The following is an 18,885-nucleotide window of genomic DNA, read 5'->3' on the forward strand; positions in this document are numbered from 1 at the left end:
CTCTACGTTACATTGTCGCTGTTGATACTCTAGGTTTATACTCCTTTGCGATATCAGCAATCAACTTGATGTGCTCTGGCGTTGTTCCGCAACAACCGCCTATGATATTTATTAAATTGTCGTCTAAATATTCTTTGATGAAAGCTTGCATCTGTTCTGGCGTTTCATCGTACTCACCAAATGCATTTGGTAATCCTGCATTAGGATGTGCCGAAACATTGAATGACGTATTATGCGCCAAAGTTTGTAGATATGGTTTAAGCAAATCAGCACCCAAAGCACAATTGAAACCTACGCTCAATAATGGAATGTGCGAAACCGAAACCAAAAAAGCTTCTACGGTTTGACCCGAAAGTGTTCTTCCTGATGCATCCGTAATCGTTCCGGAAACCATTATTGGAATATCGATATTGCGTTCGTCTTTGACTTCTTCAATAGCGAAAAGGGCCGCTTTTGCATTTAACGTGTCGAAAATGGTTTCTACCAAAAGCAAATCACTTCCTCCATCAATCAACGCTTCTACTTGTTGTTTGTAAGCAATACGTAAATCATCAAAAGTTACAGCTCTATATCCCGGATCATTTACATCTGGTGACATGCTGGCCGTTCTGTTTGTTGGTCCTATTGAACCGGCTACAAAACGAGGTTTATCCGGATTTTTGGCTGTGAATTCATCGGCTACTTCACGGGCGATTCTTGCTGATTCATAGTTGAGTTCGTATACCAAATCTTCCAGATGATAATCGGCCATTCCGATAGTAGTTCCAGAAAAAGTATTGGTTTCAACAATATCCGCTCCTGCTTCAAAATAAGCTCCGTGAACGGCACGAATCGCTTGTGGTTGCGTTAATGACAATAAATCGTTGTTCCCTTTTAAGGAATGTGGAAAATCTTTGAAACGTTCTCCTCGAAAATCTTCTTCGGAAAAATTGTAGCGTTGCAACATGGTTCCCATAGCTCCATCGAGTATGAGTATGTTTTTTTTAATAGCTTCTTGAATTGTTGACATCTTTTGTTTTATTCTCGCAAAACATTATAGTATTAAGCGCTTATTATTAATTCCAAAAGTTCAATATAATAGCTCTTTAGCCCCGATTACCTCACTTAATTACTATTTTCATAGGAGTTCGATGAACTACGTTTGCAGTGAAAATCCTTTCTCGTCCTGAACTTGTTTCAGGGTGAGAAAGATTGCAACGAAAAGCGGGAACGGTATTGACAAAAAAACGCCAATTGTTCGCTCCTGATACTGAAATAAATTCAGTAAGCTAAATATCGATATGTTGTCAAGAAAGGGTTTGAGAAATACTAAGTGAGTATTCGTGTGTTATCTATCTTAAATACTGAAACTGGTTCTGTATAAAGTAGAATGTAGCACCTTCTTTAAAGATAAAGGGTTGCTAAGGTTTCATTGGGTCTTTCCCTCCGCCTTTCGTGATAACTTTCAATAAATATATGAACAGTGCAAAGTAAAGACATAGCGCTAATACTTGCAAGTATTAGCGCTATATTTTTTAACTAGTTTGTATTATGTTGTTAAACTATGGCTTTCACCACGGCTTTTGGAGCTTCTTTACGGGTTCCGTCAAATCCGTCAACACCAGAAACTGTAGTGTATTTCAATACATATTTCTTACCTGGATTGATGATTTGGTAGGCTGCCTGACACATTAATGTGGCTTCGTGGAAACCACAAAGAATCAATTTCAGTTTTCCCGGATAGGTATTTACGTCACCAATGGCAAAAATTCCCGGAATGTTCGTTTGGTAATCCAAAGCATTATTTACTTTGATGGCATTTTTTTCAATGTCTAATCCCCAGTCTCCGATAGGACCTAATTTTGGTGTTAATCCAAAGAGTGGAATAAAATAATCCGTTGCAATGGTTCTATGTGCGCCATTTTCCTCAATATCAATTGACTCTAAATGTTCAGCTCCATTCAAGCCAACTACTTCTGCAGGCGTAATCATTTTTATTTTTCCTGAGTTCTTCAATTCCTGTACTTTTTCTACAGAATCTAAAGCCCCTCTGAATTCGTTTCTACGGTGAATCAAAGTTACCTCAGAAGCAACATTCGACAAGAAAATACTCCAGTCCAAAGCAGAATCTCCTCCTCCGGCAATCACGACTCTTTTGTCTCTGAATTTTTCCGGATTTTTGATAAAGTATTTAATTCCTTTATCCTCGTAAAATTCGATGTCTTCAATCAATGGTTTTCTTGGTTCAAAACTTCCTAAACCACCTGCAATTGCTACCACAGGAGCATGGAATTTTTTTCCTTTATTTGAAGTAACAATAAAACTTCCGTCTTCTTGTTTTTCAATGGTTTCTGCACGTTCTCCCAGTGTGAATCCTGGTTCGAATTGCTTGATTTGTTCCATTAAATTATCTACTAAATCTCCGGCTAATACTTCCGGAAAACCTGGAATATCATAAATGGGTTTTTTTGGATATAATTCAGATAATTGTCCGCCTGCTTGTGGCAAAGCATCTAAAATATGACATTTCAGTTTTAACAATCCTGCTTCAAAAACTGCAAATAAACCTGTTGGTCCGGCTCCTATTATAAGTATGTCTGTTTTAATCATTTTTTTATTCTTTATGTAATGTAATTATGCTAAACTATTTAATTGCAAATTAACGATTGATTTTTACGACTTTAAATGATAAATATCATTCGTTATTTTGCTCTGATTTATTCTTTATTTTTTAATGCTTCGGTGATTTCATTCATTTTTTGTACTTTTTCTTCGAAATTTCCTTTTAGTGTCTTGCGATATTCATTTAGGTTTTCGACCATTTTATTGATATCGTCTGGAATTATTTCTTCGAAAAACTCCCGTAATCTTTTGGCAGTTGTCGGTGATTTTCCATTAGTTGAAATAGCAATTTTGACATTTCCTTTGGTTACAATTCCACCCAAATAATAATCACACAAATCTGGTGTATCAGCAATATTGCAAATCAAATATCTTTTTCGAGATAAATCAAATACGCGTTTATTGACTTTTAAATCATCTGTACAAGCAATCACCATGTGTCGTTTCTTCAACATTTTTTTCTTGAACTTGGCTTTAGTCAATTTCACCGAAGGATGTCTTTCGACCAATTCTTCCAGTTCCGGCAAAAACCTTGGTGCAACCACCTCAACATTCGCATTCGGACTTGATTTCAACATGAAAGATAATTTTTCTAAACCCACGTTTCCTCCACCTACAATCAACACATTCAGGTTTTGTAGTTTTAAAAAAACAGGATATAATTCATTTCTTTCCATTATAATCGTATTTCGTTTGATAGAAATTCTTCGTAAAATCCTTTCAACTTATTACTTTCTTTGACTACTTCGCCAATAACAATTATTGCTGGCGAACTTAATTTATTCTCTGCCACAACTGCTTGAATTGTGTAAATCGTTCCAACTCCAATTTTTTCCTGTGGAGTAGTTCCGTTTTGAATAATCGCAACTGGAGTTTCTCCTTTGGATTCTTTTTGGAACAAAGAAACAATTTGTGATAATTTGCTCATTCCCATCAAAATAACAACTGTTGCTGACGATTGCGCTGCTAATGCAACATCATTAGACAAATTCCTATCAGAAGTTGAACCTGTAATTACCCAAAAACTTTCTGAAACACCTCTTTTTGTCAAAGAAATTCCTTGGTAAGCGGGAACTGCAATCGAAGATGAAATTCCGGGTACTACAAATGTAGGGATTCCAAAACTTTCTGCGAATTCTATTTCTTCACTTCCACGTCCAAAAATAAATGGATCTCCACCTTTTAATCGGACGACATTTCCGTACGTAAGCGCATTATCAACAATTAACTGATTGATTTGGTCTTGCGTATATTCATGGCAACCTTTTCGTTTACCCACAAATATTTTGATGGCATTTTTTGGCGCATGAATCATTATTTCATCATTGGCCAGCGTATCATACAAAACCACATTTGCTTCAGCAAGAGCTTTTACTCCTTTCAGAGTAAGCAAATCCGGATCGCCAGGACCAGCGCCTACTAAAGTTACTTTGGGTTGTATTGTATTATGCATTAGCTAAATCTTTTGCTCTGTATTTTTCTATGTTTTCAAAAAAGGCAACTCCTTCTTGAATGTATTTTTGTGCAAATTCCGCAGAAGGTTCGTTCGCTCTGATTTGGTATACTAAATCTTTGAACGTTGAATTCAACTCAATTTTATTGCTTTCGATGAAAACCGTGTCAAACAAATCGATAATTCCTGCATGGTGATTTGTTTTTTGGTTTTCAGCAAGTAATAATGCTTTAGCTCCATTTACAAATCCTGCGTATGCTAAATAAATTGCATCAGCCCATTTTCCTTCATCAAAAGCTTCTTGTGCGAAAGTCATTTTGTCTTTGGCTTCTAATATTAAAGTAGCTACTAAATCAATTACAACTCCAGCACATTCTCCTACTCCAACTGCTTTTACGTAGTTGTCAGCATTTCCCCAATCAACAAAATCAGCTTCAGTAAGATTAGTCAAATCGGCTAATGGTTTCAAAAATTCATAGAAGTATTTTTCGCCTTTGGCATCGTAATAATTCAAAAATGATTGTCCGTTTCCGTTTGTTTCAAAATCATTTAAGATGAAACGCAATGCATCAGGTCCTCTTCGGCTTGGAATTTTGATTACTTTATCAGAAAATCTTCCGTTTCCGTTTCCTAAATTTCCTCCACCTAATAAAACTTGTAACGCTGGCGCTACTAATTTTCCTGAATTGATAGACATTCCCTGAAAACCAATTTCGGCCATATTGTGTTGTCCACAAGCATTCATACAACCACTGATTTTAATCGTGATTTCCTTATTGTTGCTGTATTGTGGATATTCTGTTTCTAAAACTCTTTCTAGTTCTACTGCGATTCCGGTACTGCTTGCAATTCCTAAATTACACGTATCTGTTCCCGGACAAGCTGTAATATCTGAAATGGTATTGTAACCCAAAGCCACAAAATCTAATTTGGCTAATTCTTGGTAGAAAAATGGTAGGTTTTCTTCTTTTACGTGACGAATTAAAATATCCTGTCTCAAAGAAAAACGCAATTCATTCGCTGCATAATTTTTGATTAATTCTGCCAATGCTCTTGCTTTATCCGTATAAAAGTCACCCAATAAAACTTTAATTCCAATCGCTACATAACCGGCTTGTTTTTGAGCGATTACATTTGATTTTTTCCAAGCTTCGAAAGCAGCTGCATCTTCGATTACTACTTTTGGAACTTCCAATAAAGGAGCTGGAATTTCACCATCAAAAGCAGTCGTGTCGATTTCAACTGTTTGGTAAGACAAAGCTTTTTTCTCTTCTTCCACCAATCTTAAAAACTCGTCTCTTCCCAAATCTTTGATTAGGAATTTCATACGAGCTTTCAAACGTTTTGCTCTTTCGCCATAGCGGTCAAAAATTCTTAAAACACCTTCAGTTGTTGGGATAATTTGGTTTACCGGAATAAACTCCGATAATAATTCAGCATGACTTGGTTGTGAACCTAATCCTCCACCTAACATTACTTTGAAGCCTCTTTCGCCGTTTACAATTTTTGGAATAAATCCTAAATCATGCAAATAACTCAATCCTGTATCTTTATCTGAAGATGAAAATGACATTTTAAATTTACGTCCCATTTCCTGACAAACTGGGTTTCTCAAGAAAAACTGAAACAAGGCATGCGCATAAGGCGACACATCAAAAGGTTCTTCTCCATCGATTCCTGCCGTTTCACTAGCCGTAATATTTCTCACGGTGTTTCCACAAGCTTCACGAAGTGTAACATCATCTTTCTCTAATTCTGCCCAAAGTTGTGGCGTTCTGTCCAAACTTACATAGTGAATCTGGATATCCTGACGCGTTGTAATGTGCAAACGTCCGGTTGAATATTCATCAGAAACTTTAGTAATTCGCAACAATTGTTCGCTGGTCACTTTACCAAAAGGCAATTTGATACGAATCATTTGTACACCTTCCTGACGCTGACCATAAACTCCTCTCGCCAAACGAAGGCTACGAAAACGTTCGTCATCAATTTTTCCGTCACGGAATAAAGCAATTTTTCTTTCTAAATCGATAATGTCTTTTTGGACAATCGGATTTTCTATTTCGGTTCTAAAACTTTCCATCTGTGTGTTGTTTTTGGCAAAAGTTAGATTTAGTTTATAAATCCAACTCCAGCAGTTGTGTTGGTTGCAGCATCAATTAAAATAAAAGCGCCGTTTGATTTGTTGTCATTATAGGCATCAAAATACAAAGCTTTGCTTAATTTAATATTTACTTCGCCTATTTCATTTATAGCCAATTGAGTCGCTGGTGTAACTCCAGAATAATCTGTAGCGATTACGTTTTTCACGCTTTCAATTTTTGCCAAAACTCTGTTGGTATTGTGTTGTACCAAATATTTTGTTCCTGGAACTAACTTTTTGCTGTCCATCCAACAAATCGTTGTATTGATATCTTTTTCGATTTTAGGCAACTCATCCGATTTTACAATCATGTCTCCTCTTGTAACATTGATATCATTTTCCAATTCTAAAGTAATCGAAGAACCTGCTGTCGCTTCATCAAATTGCTGATCGAAAAAGTGAATATTAGTCACTTTAGATTCTGTCAAAGAAGGAAGAACCGTTACCGCATCACCCACTTTAATATTGTTTCCGTATAATTTTCCGGCATATCCTCTAAAATCATGATACTCTTCCGTTTTTGGTCTGATAACCGTTTGAACTGGGAAACGTGCTTTACCTGTTTCAAAAATATCTTCTGGCTCTAAAGCTTCTAAATGTTCCAAAACCGTTTGTCCTGTGTACCAAGGCATGTTCTCTGATTTATCCGCAACATTTCCTCCATTAATAGCACTCAACGGAATGTAACTTACGTTTTGCTCTTTGAATGAACTTTTGCTGTTCAACGCCTGAAAATCAGCTTTGATTTTATTGTATACTTCTTCCGAATAATCAACCAAATCCATTTTGTTTACCGCAACAATCACTTCTTTTACTCTCAATAAATTATTGATAAAAAAGTGTCTGTACGTTTGCTCAATAACGCCTTTACGAGCATCAATCAAAATAATTGAAACCTGTGAAGTCGAAGCTCCCGTAACCATGTTTCGTGTATATTCTACGTGACCCGGAGTATCGGCAATGATGTAACTTTTCTTGGCTGTCGAAAAATAAATATGAGCCACATCAATCGTGATTCCTTGTTCTCTCTCAGCAACCAAACCATCGGTAGCCAAAGAAAAATCAAGATAATCATATCCTTTTTGCTTGCTGCTTTTTTCTATTGCTTCAATCTTATCTGTAGTCAATGATTTTGTATCGTATAATAATCTTCCGATTAAGGTACTCTTTCCGTCATCTACACTTCCTGCTGTTGCTATTTTTAAAACTTCCATTCCTTGTTTTTTGTTTGAAGTTTAAGGTTTTCAAAACACCTTATGTAAACTTCTAAATTTGATTTTTTTATTTTAAATGTTGAATTATAAATTTTAAATGTCTCGGAACAATTCATAATTTATAATTCATACCTTATAATTGTTTTCTAAAAGTATCCTTGTTGTTTTCTTTTTTCCATTGCGGCTTCAGAACGTTTGTCATCAATTCTGGCTCCTCTTTCTGAAATAGTCGAAGATCTGATTTCGCCTACTACTTCTTGAATTGTTGCTGCGTAAGAATCAACAGCTGCCGTACAACTCATATCTCCAACGGTTCTAAAACGAACAATTCTTTCTTCGATTTCTTCATCTTCTTCTTGGTATACAAATGGAGAATGCGACCAAATCATACCATCTCTCAAGAATACTTTACGTTTGTGTGAAAAGTAAATCGATGGGATTTCGATTTGCTCTTGCTCAATATAACTCCACACATCTAGTTCAGTCCAGTTAGAAATTGGGAAAACACGAACGTTTTGACCATTTTCAATTTTTCCGTTCAGAATATCAAATAATTCCGGACGTTGGTTTTTCTCATCCCATTGACCAAAATCATCACGAACAGAGAAAATACGTTCTTTAGCTCTTGCTTTTTCTTCATCTCTACGCGCACCACCAATACAAGCATCAAATTTGAATTCTTCGATTGCATCCAAAAGTGTAGTTGTTTGCAAACTGTTTCTACTAGAATATTTACCTGATTCTTCTACTACTTTACCTTCGTCAATAGCATCCTGAACATTACGAACGATTAATTCCAATCCTAATTCAGCAACTAATCTATCTCTAAATTCAATTGTTTCCGGAAAATTATGTCCTGTATCTACGTGCAACAATGGAAAAGGAATTTTAGCAGGGAAAAATGCTTTTTGTGCTAAACGCACCAATGTAATCGAATCTTTTCCACCAGAGAAAAGTAAAACCGGCTTGTCAAACTGAGAAATAACTTCTCTAAATATGTATATCGCTTCGCTTTCTAAAGCGTTTGTTTTTAATATGGCACTCATTATTATTAGTTTAAAAGTTTAAAGTTTAAAGTTTAAGGTTGTTGGAACCTCATCTAAAATCTCTTAACTATTATTATTTTTCTTTTCTCTTTATTCTAACCTCTGTTTTCTATTTCTGATGCAAACCACATTCTTTATGACTCGATTCCCAAGACCATCTTCCTGCTCTGATATCTTCTCCAGGTGCAATTGCTCTGGTACAAGGTGCACAACCAATGCTTACAAAACCTTTTTTATGCAAGGTGTTTTGTGGCACATTATTATCGTCTATATATTTTTGAACCTCTTCTAAAGTCCATTTTAATAACGGATTGAATTTGATGATATCAAAATGTGCGTCATATTCAAAAAAAGCTAAATCATTTCTGTTTTCAGATTGCTCGGCTCTTAAACCCGTAATCCAAATGTCATTTCCTTTCAAAGCTTTAGTCAAAGGCGCTACTTTTCGAATGAAACAACATTCCTTTCTATTCTCTACCGATTCGTAAAAGCTATTTGGTCCTTTTTGATTCAACAAATTTTCTACTTCAGAAGCTTCGGGGAAATACGTTTTAATATCGATTTTATACTTTTTTAATGTTTTATGGAAAACATCATACGTTTCTTGAAATAATCTACCAGTATCCAACGTAAAAATGTTAATTGGCAAATTATTTTGACCAATTAAAGCTGTTATTACTTGATCTTCCTGCCCAAAAGAAGTAGAGAAAACCACTTTATCTTTGTATTCATTAGCTAAAAACGAAAGTGTTTCTTCAATTGAAAAATCCTTTGTTTTATCTAATAAAGTATTGGTTATTGCTATGCTCATAATTTCGTTTCTCTTTATAATAATTTAGACAGTGTTTTTAAACTCAAAATAACAATTAAAATCCCTACCAAAATCATCATAGGTTTTCTCTTTATTTTATTGACTAAAATAGCGGCAATTGGAGCGGCAATCACACCACCTAAAATCAACCCTATAATCACTTGCCATCCTTGTATTCCTCCAAAAAGCATAAATGTCACACCACTGGCAAAAGCTACTGCAAACTCGGCTGCATTTACAGAACCTATAGTATATCTCGGATTTCTACCGTTTCCAAGTAAAGTTGAAGTCACAATTGGTCCCCATCCACCGCCACCGACAGCATCCATAAAACCTCCGAAAGAAGCCAAAACACCTAATTTTTTAGTTTTCTTTTTAATGATATTTTTTTTCAATGCTTTTCTAATAATTATAATGGCCAACGCAATCATATACACGGCTATAAAAGGCTTTATCGCATCCCCGTCAATTACATCCGACAATAAATAAGCACCGGCAATAGAACCCAAAACACCCGGAATTAACAAATGTCTCACTAGCTTTTTATTGATATTCCCAAATCGATGATGAGAAATCGCTGAAGCTCCTGTAGTAAACATTTCAGCAACGTGAACTCCTGTACTGCTTATTGCGGGCGGAATTCCATACGCCAATAAAAAAGAAGTAGAAGTTGCTCCATAACCCATTCCTAAAGTTCCATCCACTAATTGCGCAAATATCCCAATACAGAAAAAGATTAAAAATTCCTGATTAAAACCAGCCAAAAAACCATTCCAAGAAAACTCAGCATAATGATTGTACACTAATGTCGAAAACAACCCTACCAACAAAACAACAGGAATTACAACCCATAACCGCTCTGCGAAAGTAGTTCCCGATTTTACGTTGATATTAACCTCTTTCAATTCTTTGCTCATGCTTTTAAAATTCAACTGTTTTTTATTATTCAAATCCATTACCCTATCGGAATAGTAGATTACTATGCAAAAGTAAAACTTTTAACTTAACTACAAAATTTTTTTGTGATTTATTGTCTAAAAAGCGATATCTGCCAGCGTATTGTTTTCCAATATCATAAGTGTATTGTCACGAACTTCTGTCATTAGTTTACGAACCGCGCAAGTGGCCTCATCCGTACAGTCGTCACAGGGCTCATAAAAATTGTGGCTGGCACAAGGAAGTAACGCAATTGGCCCCTCGAGAATTCTATAGACATGGGCCATATTTATTTCCTTAGGATCTTTTATCAAATAATATCCTCCACCTTTTCCTTTTTTGGCTCCTAAAAAACCTGAATGGCGTAACAGTAGTAAAATACTTTCCAAAAACTTAATCGAAATATGTTCACTCTTTGCTATTTCAGCAATTTGTATCGGCGTTTGATCTTTCTGGCGTGCCAAAAAAGTCAATGCTTTTATTCCGTATTTTGTTTTCTTTGAAAGCATTTAAAAGATATAAAATTGAAGATTAACGATTTTTGATTGCAGATTTCAAAGCTATCTGAAATCAACATTCTTTTTATATTGTAACAACAAAAATATACTTTTTGATTTAAGAATAGTGAATGAAGATTAACGATTTCTAATTTGTAGTTAATCTGCAATCAAAAATCGTTAATCTACAATCAAAAATCCTTACGAAAGTGCCTGCTCTAAATCAGCAATAACATCTTTAACTGTTTCCAATCCTACAGAAACACGCACTAAACCATCCGTAATACTTACCGCTAATCTTTCTTCAACAGTTAATTTACTGTGAGTTGTTGATGCCGGATGCGTAACAATTGTTCTGGTATCTCCTAAATTTGGAGACAACGAACATAATTTTATTTTATCCAAAAACGTTCTTCCAGCTTCTATTCCACCTTTAATTTCAAATGCAACGATGTTACCTCCTAATTTCATTTGCTTTTTGGCAATTTCGTATTGCGGATGCGATTTCAAGAAAGGATACTTCACTTTATTAACTTGAGGATGGCTTTCCAAAAACTCAGCCACTTTCAGGGCATTTTCACAATGTCTATCTAAACGAATCGCTAAAGTTTCTAAACTTTTTGATAATACCCAAGCATTAAATGGAGATAAGGAAGGACCGGTAAGTCGAGAAAACAAATAGATTTTTTGAATCAATTCGGCATCACCAACAGTTATTCCGCCCAAAACTCTACCTTGCCCATCAATTAATTTTGTAGCTGAATGTACTACTAAATGTGCACCCCATTTTATCGGTTGCTGTAAATAAGGAGTAGCAAAACAGTTATCAATTATTAAAATCAAATTATGCTTTTTGGCAATAGCACCTAACAGTTCCAAATCGATAATATCTACCGCTGGATTGGTTGGAGATTCTGCAAAAAGTATCTTTGTATTAGGTTTTATGAAACTTTCAATGGTTTCAGGCTTATCGATATCAAAATACGATGTTTCTATTCCCCATTTTGGAAAATAATTAATAAACAACGAATGTGTCGCTCCAAAAACACTACTTGCCGAAACAATATGGTCTCCTGAGTTCAACAAAGCCGCTAAAGTTGAATACACGGCTGCCATTCCAGAAGCAAAAGCAAAACCCGATTCAGCACCTTCCATTTTACAAATTTTATCTATAAATTCGTTTGTATTGGGGTTACTGTAACGGCTATAAATATTTCGATCCTTCTCCTCAGCAAAAGAAGCACGCATATCTTCGGCATCCTCAAATACAAAACTTGATGTTAAGTATAAAGGAACCGAGTGTTCTTGAAATTGCGTTCTTTCTAATTGGGTACGTATGGCTTGCGTTTCAAAACCAAATTCTTGTTCGTTCATTTTATTTTTAGTTTAAAGTTTAAGGTTTAAAGTTATTTGGATATTCAAATCCAATCTTTAATTAAACTATAATGGTTTATTGTTCAAAACCACTTTATAATGTATCGTTGCGGTTGGCTCTAATGTTTTAGAAACCGAACAGTATTTTTCGAAAGAAAGTTGTGCGGCTCTCGCTGCCTTTTCTTCATTAATAGGACCTTCCAAAAAGAATACTACTGTAATATCCTTGAATGGTTTTGCGTCTCCTACTTGTACACGTTCCCCTTCAACCTCTGCTTTGAAAGAAGTGATTTCCTGACGTTGTTTTTTCAAAATCGAAATCATATCAATGGCACTGCATCCCGCAACACCCATCAATACTAATTCCATTGGACTTGGACCTTTATCGTCTCCGCCAAATTCTGGTCGGCTATCAACATTTACTATGTGCCCACGTTCGTTTTTTAATTCAAAGTGAAAATTGTCGTTTACTCTGTTTAGTGTTATTTTCATTGTTATCTTTTTCCTCTCCCCGGCCCTCTCTCCAAAGAAGAGAGAACCGAAACTGGAGAATTTTTACTGTTTATTTTTTTTCAATCTTAAATCAAAAATCATTACCAGAGAGCTTGCTCGAACTGGCGAAGCAATCTGCAATCTTAAATCATTATCCTTTATCTGATAATCTCAAAATATCTCCAAAGACACCTCTTGCCGTTACTGCTGATCCTGCTCCTGCGCCTTGAATCACGATAGGTCGGTCTCCATACGATTCTGTGTAAATTTCGAAGAAAGAATCAGAACCTTTCAATCCGCCTAAAGCCGTATCTGATGGCACAGAAACTAATTTCACTTCCAGATTTCCTTTGTCATTTTGCAAATCGCCTGACAATTCGCCTATGTATCGCAACACGTGATTTGGTTTTTGTTCAGCTTTTATTTTAGCATAAATTGGATCAAACTCCGTCAGTTTATTTAGAAAATCAGAAACATCACCTTCCCGTAAATGTTCTGGGATTAAATTTTCAATATCAATTTCTTCAAACTCATTTTGCAAGTCTAATTCTCTTGCCAAAATCAATAATTTTCGACCTACATCATTTCCACACAAATCTTCTCTTGGATCTGGCTCGGTATATCCATTATCAATTGCTTCTTTCAATATTTCGCTGAACGGCGCGTCTTTAGCAGAAAAATTATTGAACAAATAACTCAATGTTCCAGAGAAAACACCTTTAATCTTCGTGATATTTTCTCCTGAAAGGTGTAATAATTTAATCGTATCAATCAACGGCAATCCGGCTCCAACATTGGTTTCATAAAGATAACTCTTTTGATTATCCGCAAGTACTTTTCGTAGTTTTTTATAAAAACTATAACTTAACGTATTGGCCACTTTATTAGACGATATCAAATCGAAACTGTTTTCTGCCAAAGAAATGTAATTCTCAACAAATGTGGCACTTGCGGTATTATCAATCGCAATCAAATTCTCCAAATGATGCTCATTTGCGTAAGCAATTACATCGCCAATAGAATAAGAAAAGCCATTGTTTTGAATCTCGTTTTTCCAATTTGGAGTAACACCATTTTTATTTAAAAGTACATTACTTGAATTGGCAATAGCAAAAACATTCAGTTTGATGTCTTTCCTTTTTTCGATGGTTGCTGCCGATTCCAATATTTGGTTAATCAAGGTTCCGCCCACTAATCCATGTCCGAAAATAGCAATGTTGATTTTCTTTGAAACTCCAAAAATCTCTCCGTGAATAACGTTTAAGGCTTTGTTCAGTTGCGATTTTTTTACAACCAAACTCACGTTTTTACCGGTAACGGTATTATTGAAAAGAATCGGAACAATTTTATTTTTTATCAAAGCCGTATATGGCTTGTGAAACGTGCTCAAATCCTGGCCAATGATAGAAATTACCGAAACATTATCGGTAACTGTGATTTTATTCACATCTTTTGAATAGAAATCATTTTCGAATTCTTTTTCTAATTCAATCATTGCTTTAGTCGCTTTATCAGCGGCAACGACCAAACCAATTCCTCTTTCTGAAGAACCTTGAGAAATGATGCTTACGCTGATATCATTGTCGCCCATCACTCTAAAAATACGGGCATCAACGCCAGTTTTTCCCAGCAATCCTCTTCCTTCAAGATTAACTAATGATACATTTTCAAGTACTGAAAGTGTTTTAATTCCTTCTTTATTAGAATTGGATGTGATTAATGTTCCTTTATTTTCGTGGTTGAATGTGTTCAAAATACGAAGCGGAATGTTTTTTTCCAACAAAGGAATAATGGTTTTTGCATGAAGAATTGTTGCTCCAAAATTAGCCAACTCATTCGCCTCGTTAAAAGTCAAATGGTCGATTTTCTTTGCATCAAGCACCAATTCAGGATTTGCGGTATAAATTCCGTCAACGTGTGTATAATTCTGTAATTCGTCAGCATTTAAGTAATTCGCAATCAGTGAAGCGGTGTAATTACTACCGTTTCTTCCTAAAGTGGTCGTGTCATTATTATTATTAGAACCAATGAAACCGGTAACAATATTCACGGTTGTTCCGTTATTTTGTTTGAAATAATTGATGACATTTTTCTTTGAAATTTGTTCCAAAGGTTGTGCATCACCAAATTTCGAATCTGTTTTTATCAATTCACGAGTATCGGCAAAACGAGCATTTATTCCATTTTCAACTAAAATAGCCGTCAGTAATTTTGCAGAAAGCAGCTCCCCTTTTGATAAAATCTGGTCTTTAATTTTATTGCTGTAATCGCCAATTAAGCTTACGCCTTCGAATAATTTTTCCAAAACATTGAATTCCTCAGATAAATCTACCTCTTGATAATCGTCTTGTTGGTATTTTTTAAAGTCCTCAAAAAGCGGTTTGTAATCTCCGTTTTTAGAAGCAATACCTAAAATTTCTTCTAATTCATCTGTAGCATTTCCACGTGCCGATACTACAATTGCAATTTCTTCTCCTTGATTTACTTTATCGGTAATAATTGCAACTACTTTATTTATTCCGTCGCCATTCGATAAAGATTTACCTCCAAATTTTAATATTTTCATTGTGTTGTGTTTTTTTGGCTTAGAATATATCCTGAAGCAAATTGTCTAATTGTTTGTATTCTATCAAAAAAGCGTCATGTCCGTGAATGGAAACTATTTCCTGATAGCTGACATTATTTTTATATTTTTTTAATTCCTCGTAAGTTGCCTTATTTTCATTAGCCGTAAAAAACAAGTCTGAATTGATTCCGATGATATGAATATCAGCTTCAATTTTTGACGTTATTTCTTCAAATGAATTGCTGTTTCTGGTAATATCTATCGTTTTCAACAATTGATTCATCATTTTATAAGACGAAATTTGAAAACGTTTTTGAAGCTTTTTACCATGATGACTCAGCCAGCTTTCTACATTGAAAATGGCTAATTCCTCATTAGTGGTTCTCTGAAATTTTGCAGTAAAAGATTCTGGAGTTCGGTAGCAAAGCATGGCATGAATTCGAGCATCTTCAATAGGTTTTGAAGAATTATTCAAAATTTGCTCCTGCAAAAAGCAATTGGCAATTAACCAGTCTGTCGATTTCCAATCGGTTGCAATAGGAATTAAATGTTGCGTAATTTTTGGTTCTAAAGCAACCAGTTCCCAAGCAATTCCTCCACCAACAGAACCGCCAATAATAGCATAAAGTCGTTCTATTTTAAGAAAACGAATGCCTTCAATAAAAATTCTGGCAATATCTCTGGTAGTAAAATCCGAATAATTTTCAATGATAGCATCATCAAAACCATTTCCCGGAACATTAAAAGCCAGTATCGTATATTTATTAGTATCGATGGTTTTGTGTTCACCAATTAAATCATTCCACCAACCTTTGTCTCCCACAACTTGGGAATTTCCAGTCAATGCATGATTTACCAAAACAATGGGAGCGGTATGTAAAACTGGTCCAAAAACTTGAAAACTTAAGTTTAAGGCAACATAAAAAGCCCCACTTTCGGTGGTGAAATTTTGTAATGTAATAGATGTTGGTTTATTTTCCAATTTCAAATCTTTTATGATTTTTGATTTGTGTCTGGAAATATTAGAAAGAAAGCTAGAAGTGAACTAGAAGAATTCTTTGTGTTATCTTTCCTTTAGATTCTGAATAATCCCGAGGCTTCGGGACAGAATAAAGGTAGAATGCAGCACCTTCTTCGATAAATCGAAGGGTTGCTAAGGCTTCATCGGGTCTAATCCCTCTGCCTTTCTTTATAACATTTCAATACGTTTTTGAACTTAAAGGCACAAATTAACTACTATTTTTTTAAACAACCAAATTTTTATCAAATTGGTTCTAATTGATTTATTGCAAATTGACTTGAAAAATCGCACGCATAATTATTATCCCGACAAAAGAGAAAACACCATATTAGGGTTTTATCTTTCGTCGAAATCATAATTTGAGATTTACCATCAAAGATTCAAAAGCTAAAACAACCATCACTTTTTTAAATAAAAAGTTCTTCATTTTCTTTTGAATACATTTGAAACAGCAATGAACTGGGCACTATTTTTTGTGCCAAAGGATCATTTTTTGAAATTTCAAATCTTGGATTAGTCAATTCATTTTTTGAATCGATTTCCTTTTTTGTTTTGGTTCTAAAACTAAAGCTTTTTAGTAACTGAAATGTCTTTGGGAAATGTTTTGATGTGCTCATAATCTTTTAATTTATGATGTTAGTTTTGTTTTAAATTATTTTTGAATTCTGAAATTCTCTATGTTTTTTAACTAATCTGAATGAAAAAACCCTTTTAGATGCGTATCCAAAAGGGTTTTTTAAGTTGTGTTATAACTTATACTTTTGGAATCAACAGACACGAACGCACATAATGGCATTGGCGCAAATCATATTTTTGACTTTAAAATTATTTGTATTCTGGATTTTCAGGTTATTCATTCTATGATTAATATTGTTTTATTTTCAGCTAAATAGAGTTCAAAAAAAAGCCTCCCATTTTCTTGGGAGGCTTTTGCTATATAAATTTGAATTTAAATTTAAGCAATACACGACCCACAGGACTTTTCCTGAATGGCTTTTGACATATTACACACATTAAATTTCATGTTTCTTTTTTTGTAGTAACAAATATGCTAACTATTTCTGAATTTTCCAAATAAGTTTTAAAAAAAATACAAAGAAAAACGAACCCAAGATTCCGTTTTGTATTTATATAAGTAGATGAAAAGATTTATAAGCAAAAAAAAGTTAAGATTAATTTGCAATTCAAAATGGTTTCATACATTTGCACCCGAATACAAGAGGAAAAATTTGAACTGATTGCAACCTCTTCATAATGAAATCAATTCATTATGGATACTGAAAATTTTTCAGTAGAAAAAATGCTAAAGCAGAAACTCTTCTTTAGTCCTTTTCAGCAATTATTTTTTCTCGCTTAATTTTAAAATAATAATTATTATGGCCTATTTATTTACGTCAGAATCTGTAAGCGAAGGACATCCAGACAAAATTGCAGATCAAATTTCGGATGCATTAATTGATAATTTTTTGGCATTTGATGCTGACTCAAAAGTAGCTTGCGAAACTTTAGTAACTACTGGCCAGGTAATTTTGGCTGGTGAAGTAAAATCAAATACATATTTAGACGTGCAACAAATCGCTCGTGATGTAATCAAGAAAATTGGTTACACAAAAAGCGAATACATGTTTGAAGCTAATTCTTGTGGAATTCTTTCTGCTATTCATGAACAATCTGCTGACATCAATCAAGGTGTTGATAGAAAAAATCCAGAAGAGCAAGGCGCTGGTGACCAAGGAATGATGTTTGGTTATGCTACTAATGAAACGGAAAATTACATGCCATTGGCACTTGATTTATCTCATAAATTATTGCAGGAATTAGCTATTTTAAGACGTGAAAATAACGAAATTACGTATTTGCGTCCAGATGCTAAATCTCAAGTAACTTTAGAATACAGCGATGACAATAAGCCAACTCGTATTGATGCTATTGTAATCTCAACACAACATGATGATTTTGACGAAGAAGCTACAATGCTTGCAAAAATCAAAAAAGACATCGTTGAAATTTTGATTCCAAGGATTATTGCAAAAAATCCAACACATGCTCATTTATTCAATGATGCAATCCAATACCATATTAATCCAACCGGGAAATTCGTAATTGGAGGACCACACGGAGATACTGGATTGACAGGAAGAAAAATCATTGTGGATACCTACGGTGGAAAAGGTGCTCACGGTGGTGGTGCATTCTCTGGAAAAGATCCAAGTAAAGTAGACAGAAGTGCTGCTTATGCTACACGTCATATCGCTAAAAACTTGGTTGCAGCGGGTGTTGCTGACGAGATTTTAGTACAGGTTTCGTATGCAATTGGTGTGGCTAAACCAATGGGTATTTTTATCGATACTTATGGAACTTCAAAAGTGAATTTGACCAATGGTGAAATTGCTAAAAAAGTAGAAGCTATTTTTGATATGCGTCCGTACTTTATTGAGCAACGTTTAAAATTAAGAAATCCAATCTATAGCGAAACTGCTGCTTACGGTCACATGGGACGTACTCCAGAAACAGTTACAAAAACTTTTTCTGCTCCAGGTGGAAACGAAAAAACAGTTACTGTTGAATTGTTTACTTGGGAAAAATTAGATTTCGTTGACCAAGTTAAAACTGCTTTTGGATTGTAACTTTGGCTTTAAAACCTTAGAAATTTAAATCTAGTTACATATCAAACCCCGAATTCTGTTAGTGCAGACTTCGGGGTTTTTGTTTGGCTATGTGCAGTATTATT

At 34.8% G+C, this 18,885-nt stretch carries 16 protein-coding genes and 2 riboswitches; of the genes, 1 reads left to right on the plus strand and 15 read right to left on the minus strand.

Annotation, left to right across the window (positions count from 1 at the left end; translation table 11 throughout):
• Positions 1-7 precede the first annotated feature (7 nt).
• From QLS65_RS09960 to QLS65_RS10030, 15 genes are all read right to left on the minus strand, one after another.
• Positions 8-1,009: a homocysteine S-methyltransferase family protein gene (locus QLS65_RS09960; protein ID WP_282717239.1), complete on the minus strand. Its 1,002-nt coding sequence runs from the start codon at positions 1,007-1,009 to the stop codon at positions 8-10.
• Positions 1,010-1,324: 315 nt separating this feature from the next.
• A riboswitch (SAM riboswitch) is annotated at positions 1,325-1,444 on the minus strand.
• A gap of 92 nt (positions 1,445-1,536) precedes the next feature.
• Positions 1,537-2,589 carry an NAD(P)/FAD-dependent oxidoreductase gene (locus QLS65_RS09965; protein ID WP_099713582.1) on the minus strand — a complete coding sequence of 351 codons (1,053 nt, stop codon included), beginning with the start codon at positions 2,587-2,589 and terminating at the stop codon, positions 1,537-1,539.
• A 107-nt stretch (positions 2,590-2,696) separates the two neighbouring features.
• Complete coding sequence (locus QLS65_RS09970; protein ID WP_099713583.1) at positions 2,697-3,278, minus strand: precorrin-2 dehydrogenase/sirohydrochlorin ferrochelatase family protein; 582 nt, start codon at positions 3,276-3,278, stop codon at positions 2,697-2,699.
• On the minus strand, positions 3,278-4,054 hold the full coding sequence (cobA, locus tag QLS65_RS09975; RefSeq protein WP_282717240.1) for a uroporphyrinogen-III C-methyltransferase: 777 nt from the start codon (positions 4,052-4,054) through the stop codon (positions 3,278-3,280). The genes QLS65_RS09970 and cobA overlap by 1 nt, the downstream gene beginning before the upstream one ends.
• Positions 4,047-6,137, minus strand: a complete 2,091-nt coding sequence (locus QLS65_RS09980) for a nitrite reductase (protein ID WP_282717242.1) — start codon at positions 6,135-6,137, stop codon at positions 4,047-4,049. Before QLS65_RS09980 ends, cobA begins: the two co-directional genes overlap by 8 nt.
• A 29-nt stretch (positions 6,138-6,166) precedes the next feature.
• Positions 6,167-7,411, minus strand: coding sequence for a sulfate adenylyltransferase subunit 1 (locus QLS65_RS09985; protein ID WP_121340881.1), 1,245 nt, complete (start codon positions 7,409-7,411; stop codon positions 6,167-6,169).
• A gap of 146 nt (positions 7,412-7,557) precedes the next feature.
• The gene (gene cysD, locus QLS65_RS09990) at positions 7,558-8,457 is read right to left on the minus strand and encodes a sulfate adenylyltransferase subunit CysD (protein ID WP_282713110.1); all 900 of its coding nucleotides are present in this window, start codon (positions 8,455-8,457) and stop codon (positions 7,558-7,560) included.
• Positions 8,458-8,566: 109 nt separating this feature from the next.
• Positions 8,567-9,268, minus strand: a complete 702-nt coding sequence (locus QLS65_RS09995; RefSeq protein ID WP_282713111.1) for a phosphoadenylyl-sulfate reductase — start codon at positions 9,266-9,268, stop codon at positions 8,567-8,569.
• Positions 9,269-9,282: 14 nt separating this feature from the next.
• The gene (locus tag QLS65_RS10000) at positions 9,283-10,185 is read right to left on the minus strand and encodes a sulfite exporter TauE/SafE family protein (RefSeq protein WP_282717249.1); all 903 of its coding nucleotides are present in this window, start codon (positions 10,183-10,185) and stop codon (positions 9,283-9,285) included.
• A 117-nt stretch (positions 10,186-10,302) separates the two neighbouring features.
• Positions 10,303-10,713: an RrF2 family transcriptional regulator gene (locus QLS65_RS10005; RefSeq protein WP_099713589.1), complete on the minus strand. Its 411-nt coding sequence runs from the start codon at positions 10,711-10,713 to the stop codon at positions 10,303-10,305.
• Between the two features lie 189 nt (positions 10,714-10,902).
• On the minus strand, positions 10,903-12,075 hold the full coding sequence (locus QLS65_RS10010) for a trans-sulfuration enzyme family protein (RefSeq protein ID WP_282717251.1): 1,173 nt from the start codon (positions 12,073-12,075) through the stop codon (positions 10,903-10,905).
• Positions 12,076-12,141: 66 nt separating this feature from the next.
• Positions 12,142-12,567 (minus strand): OsmC family protein, encoded by a 426-nt coding sequence (locus QLS65_RS10015; RefSeq protein WP_282717253.1) that lies wholly within the window; start codon positions 12,565-12,567, stop codon positions 12,142-12,144.
• A gap of 151 nt (positions 12,568-12,718) precedes the next feature.
• Complete coding sequence (thrA, locus tag QLS65_RS10020; protein ID WP_282717255.1) at positions 12,719-15,133, minus strand: bifunctional aspartate kinase/homoserine dehydrogenase I; 2,415 nt, start codon at positions 15,131-15,133, stop codon at positions 12,719-12,721.
• A 19-nt stretch (positions 15,134-15,152) separates the two neighbouring features.
• Positions 15,153-16,115, minus strand: a complete 963-nt coding sequence (locus tag QLS65_RS10025) for an alpha/beta fold hydrolase (protein WP_282713116.1) — start codon at positions 16,113-16,115, stop codon at positions 15,153-15,155.
• 78 nt (positions 16,116-16,193) lie between these two features.
• Positions 16,194-16,331: riboswitch (SAM riboswitch) on the minus strand.
• 230 nt (positions 16,332-16,561) lie between these two features.
• Positions 16,562-16,771 (minus strand): hypothetical protein, encoded by a 210-nt coding sequence (locus QLS65_RS10030; RefSeq protein WP_282713117.1) that lies wholly within the window; start codon positions 16,769-16,771, stop codon positions 16,562-16,564.
• Positions 16,772-17,530: 759 nt separating this feature from the next.
• Here QLS65_RS10030 and metK point away from each other — a divergent pair.
• Positions 17,531-18,781, plus strand: coding sequence for a methionine adenosyltransferase (gene metK, locus QLS65_RS10035; RefSeq protein ID WP_121340876.1), 1,251 nt, complete (start codon positions 17,531-17,533; stop codon positions 18,779-18,781).
• The last annotated feature ends 104 nt before the right edge of the window (positions 18,782-18,885 follow it).

Source organism: Flavobacterium algoritolerans (assembly GCF_030010385.1).
Lineage (GTDB): Bacteria > Bacteroidota > Bacteroidia > Flavobacteriales > Flavobacteriaceae > Flavobacterium > Flavobacterium algoritolerans.

Coding starts and splice junctions, on each gene's coding strand:
- QLS65_RS09960 (WP_282717239.1), bottom strand. CDS start 1,009: ATGTCAACAATTCAAGAAGCTATTAAAAAAAACATACTCATACTCGAT.
- QLS65_RS09965 (WP_099713582.1), bottom strand. CDS start 2,589: ATGATTAAAACAGACATACTTATAATAGGAGCCGGACCAACAGGTTTA.
- QLS65_RS09970 (WP_099713583.1), bottom strand. CDS start 3,278: ATGGAAAGAAATGAATTATATCCTGTTTTTTTAAAACTACAAAACCTG.
- cobA (WP_282717240.1), bottom strand. CDS start 4,054: ATGCATAATACAATACAACCCAAAGTAACTTTAGTAGGCGCTGGTCCT.
- QLS65_RS09980 (WP_282717242.1), bottom strand. CDS start 6,137: ATGGAAAGTTTTAGAACCGAAATAGAAAATCCGATTGTCCAAAAAGAC.
- QLS65_RS09985 (WP_121340881.1), bottom strand. CDS start 7,411: ATGGAAGTTTTAAAAATAGCAACAGCAGGAAGTGTAGATGACGGAAAG.
- cysD (WP_282713110.1), bottom strand. CDS start 8,457: ATGAGTGCCATATTAAAAACAAACGCTTTAGAAAGCGAAGCGATATAC.
- QLS65_RS09995 (WP_282713111.1), bottom strand. CDS start 9,268: ATGAGCATAGCAATAACCAATACTTTATTAGATAAAACAAAGGATTTT.
- QLS65_RS10000 (WP_282717249.1), bottom strand. CDS start 10,185: ATGAGCAAAGAATTGAAAGAGGTTAATATCAACGTAAAATCGGGAACT.
- QLS65_RS10005 (WP_099713589.1), bottom strand. CDS start 10,713: ATGCTTTCAAAGAAAACAAAATACGGAATAAAAGCATTGACTTTTTTG.
- QLS65_RS10010 (WP_282717251.1), bottom strand. CDS start 12,075: ATGAACGAACAAGAATTTGGTTTTGAAACGCAAGCCATACGTACCCAA.
- QLS65_RS10015 (WP_282717253.1), bottom strand. CDS start 12,567: ATGAAAATAACACTAAACAGAGTAAACGACAATTTTCACTTTGAATTA.
- thrA (WP_282717255.1), bottom strand. CDS start 15,133: ATGAAAATATTAAAATTTGGAGGTAAATCTTTATCGAATGGCGACGGA.
- QLS65_RS10030 (WP_282713117.1), bottom strand. CDS start 16,771: ATGAGCACATCAAAACATTTCCCAAAGACATTTCAGTTACTAAAAAGC.
- metK (WP_121340876.1), top strand. CDS start 17,531: ATGGCCTATTTATTTACGTCAGAATCTGTAAGCGAAGGACATCCAGAC.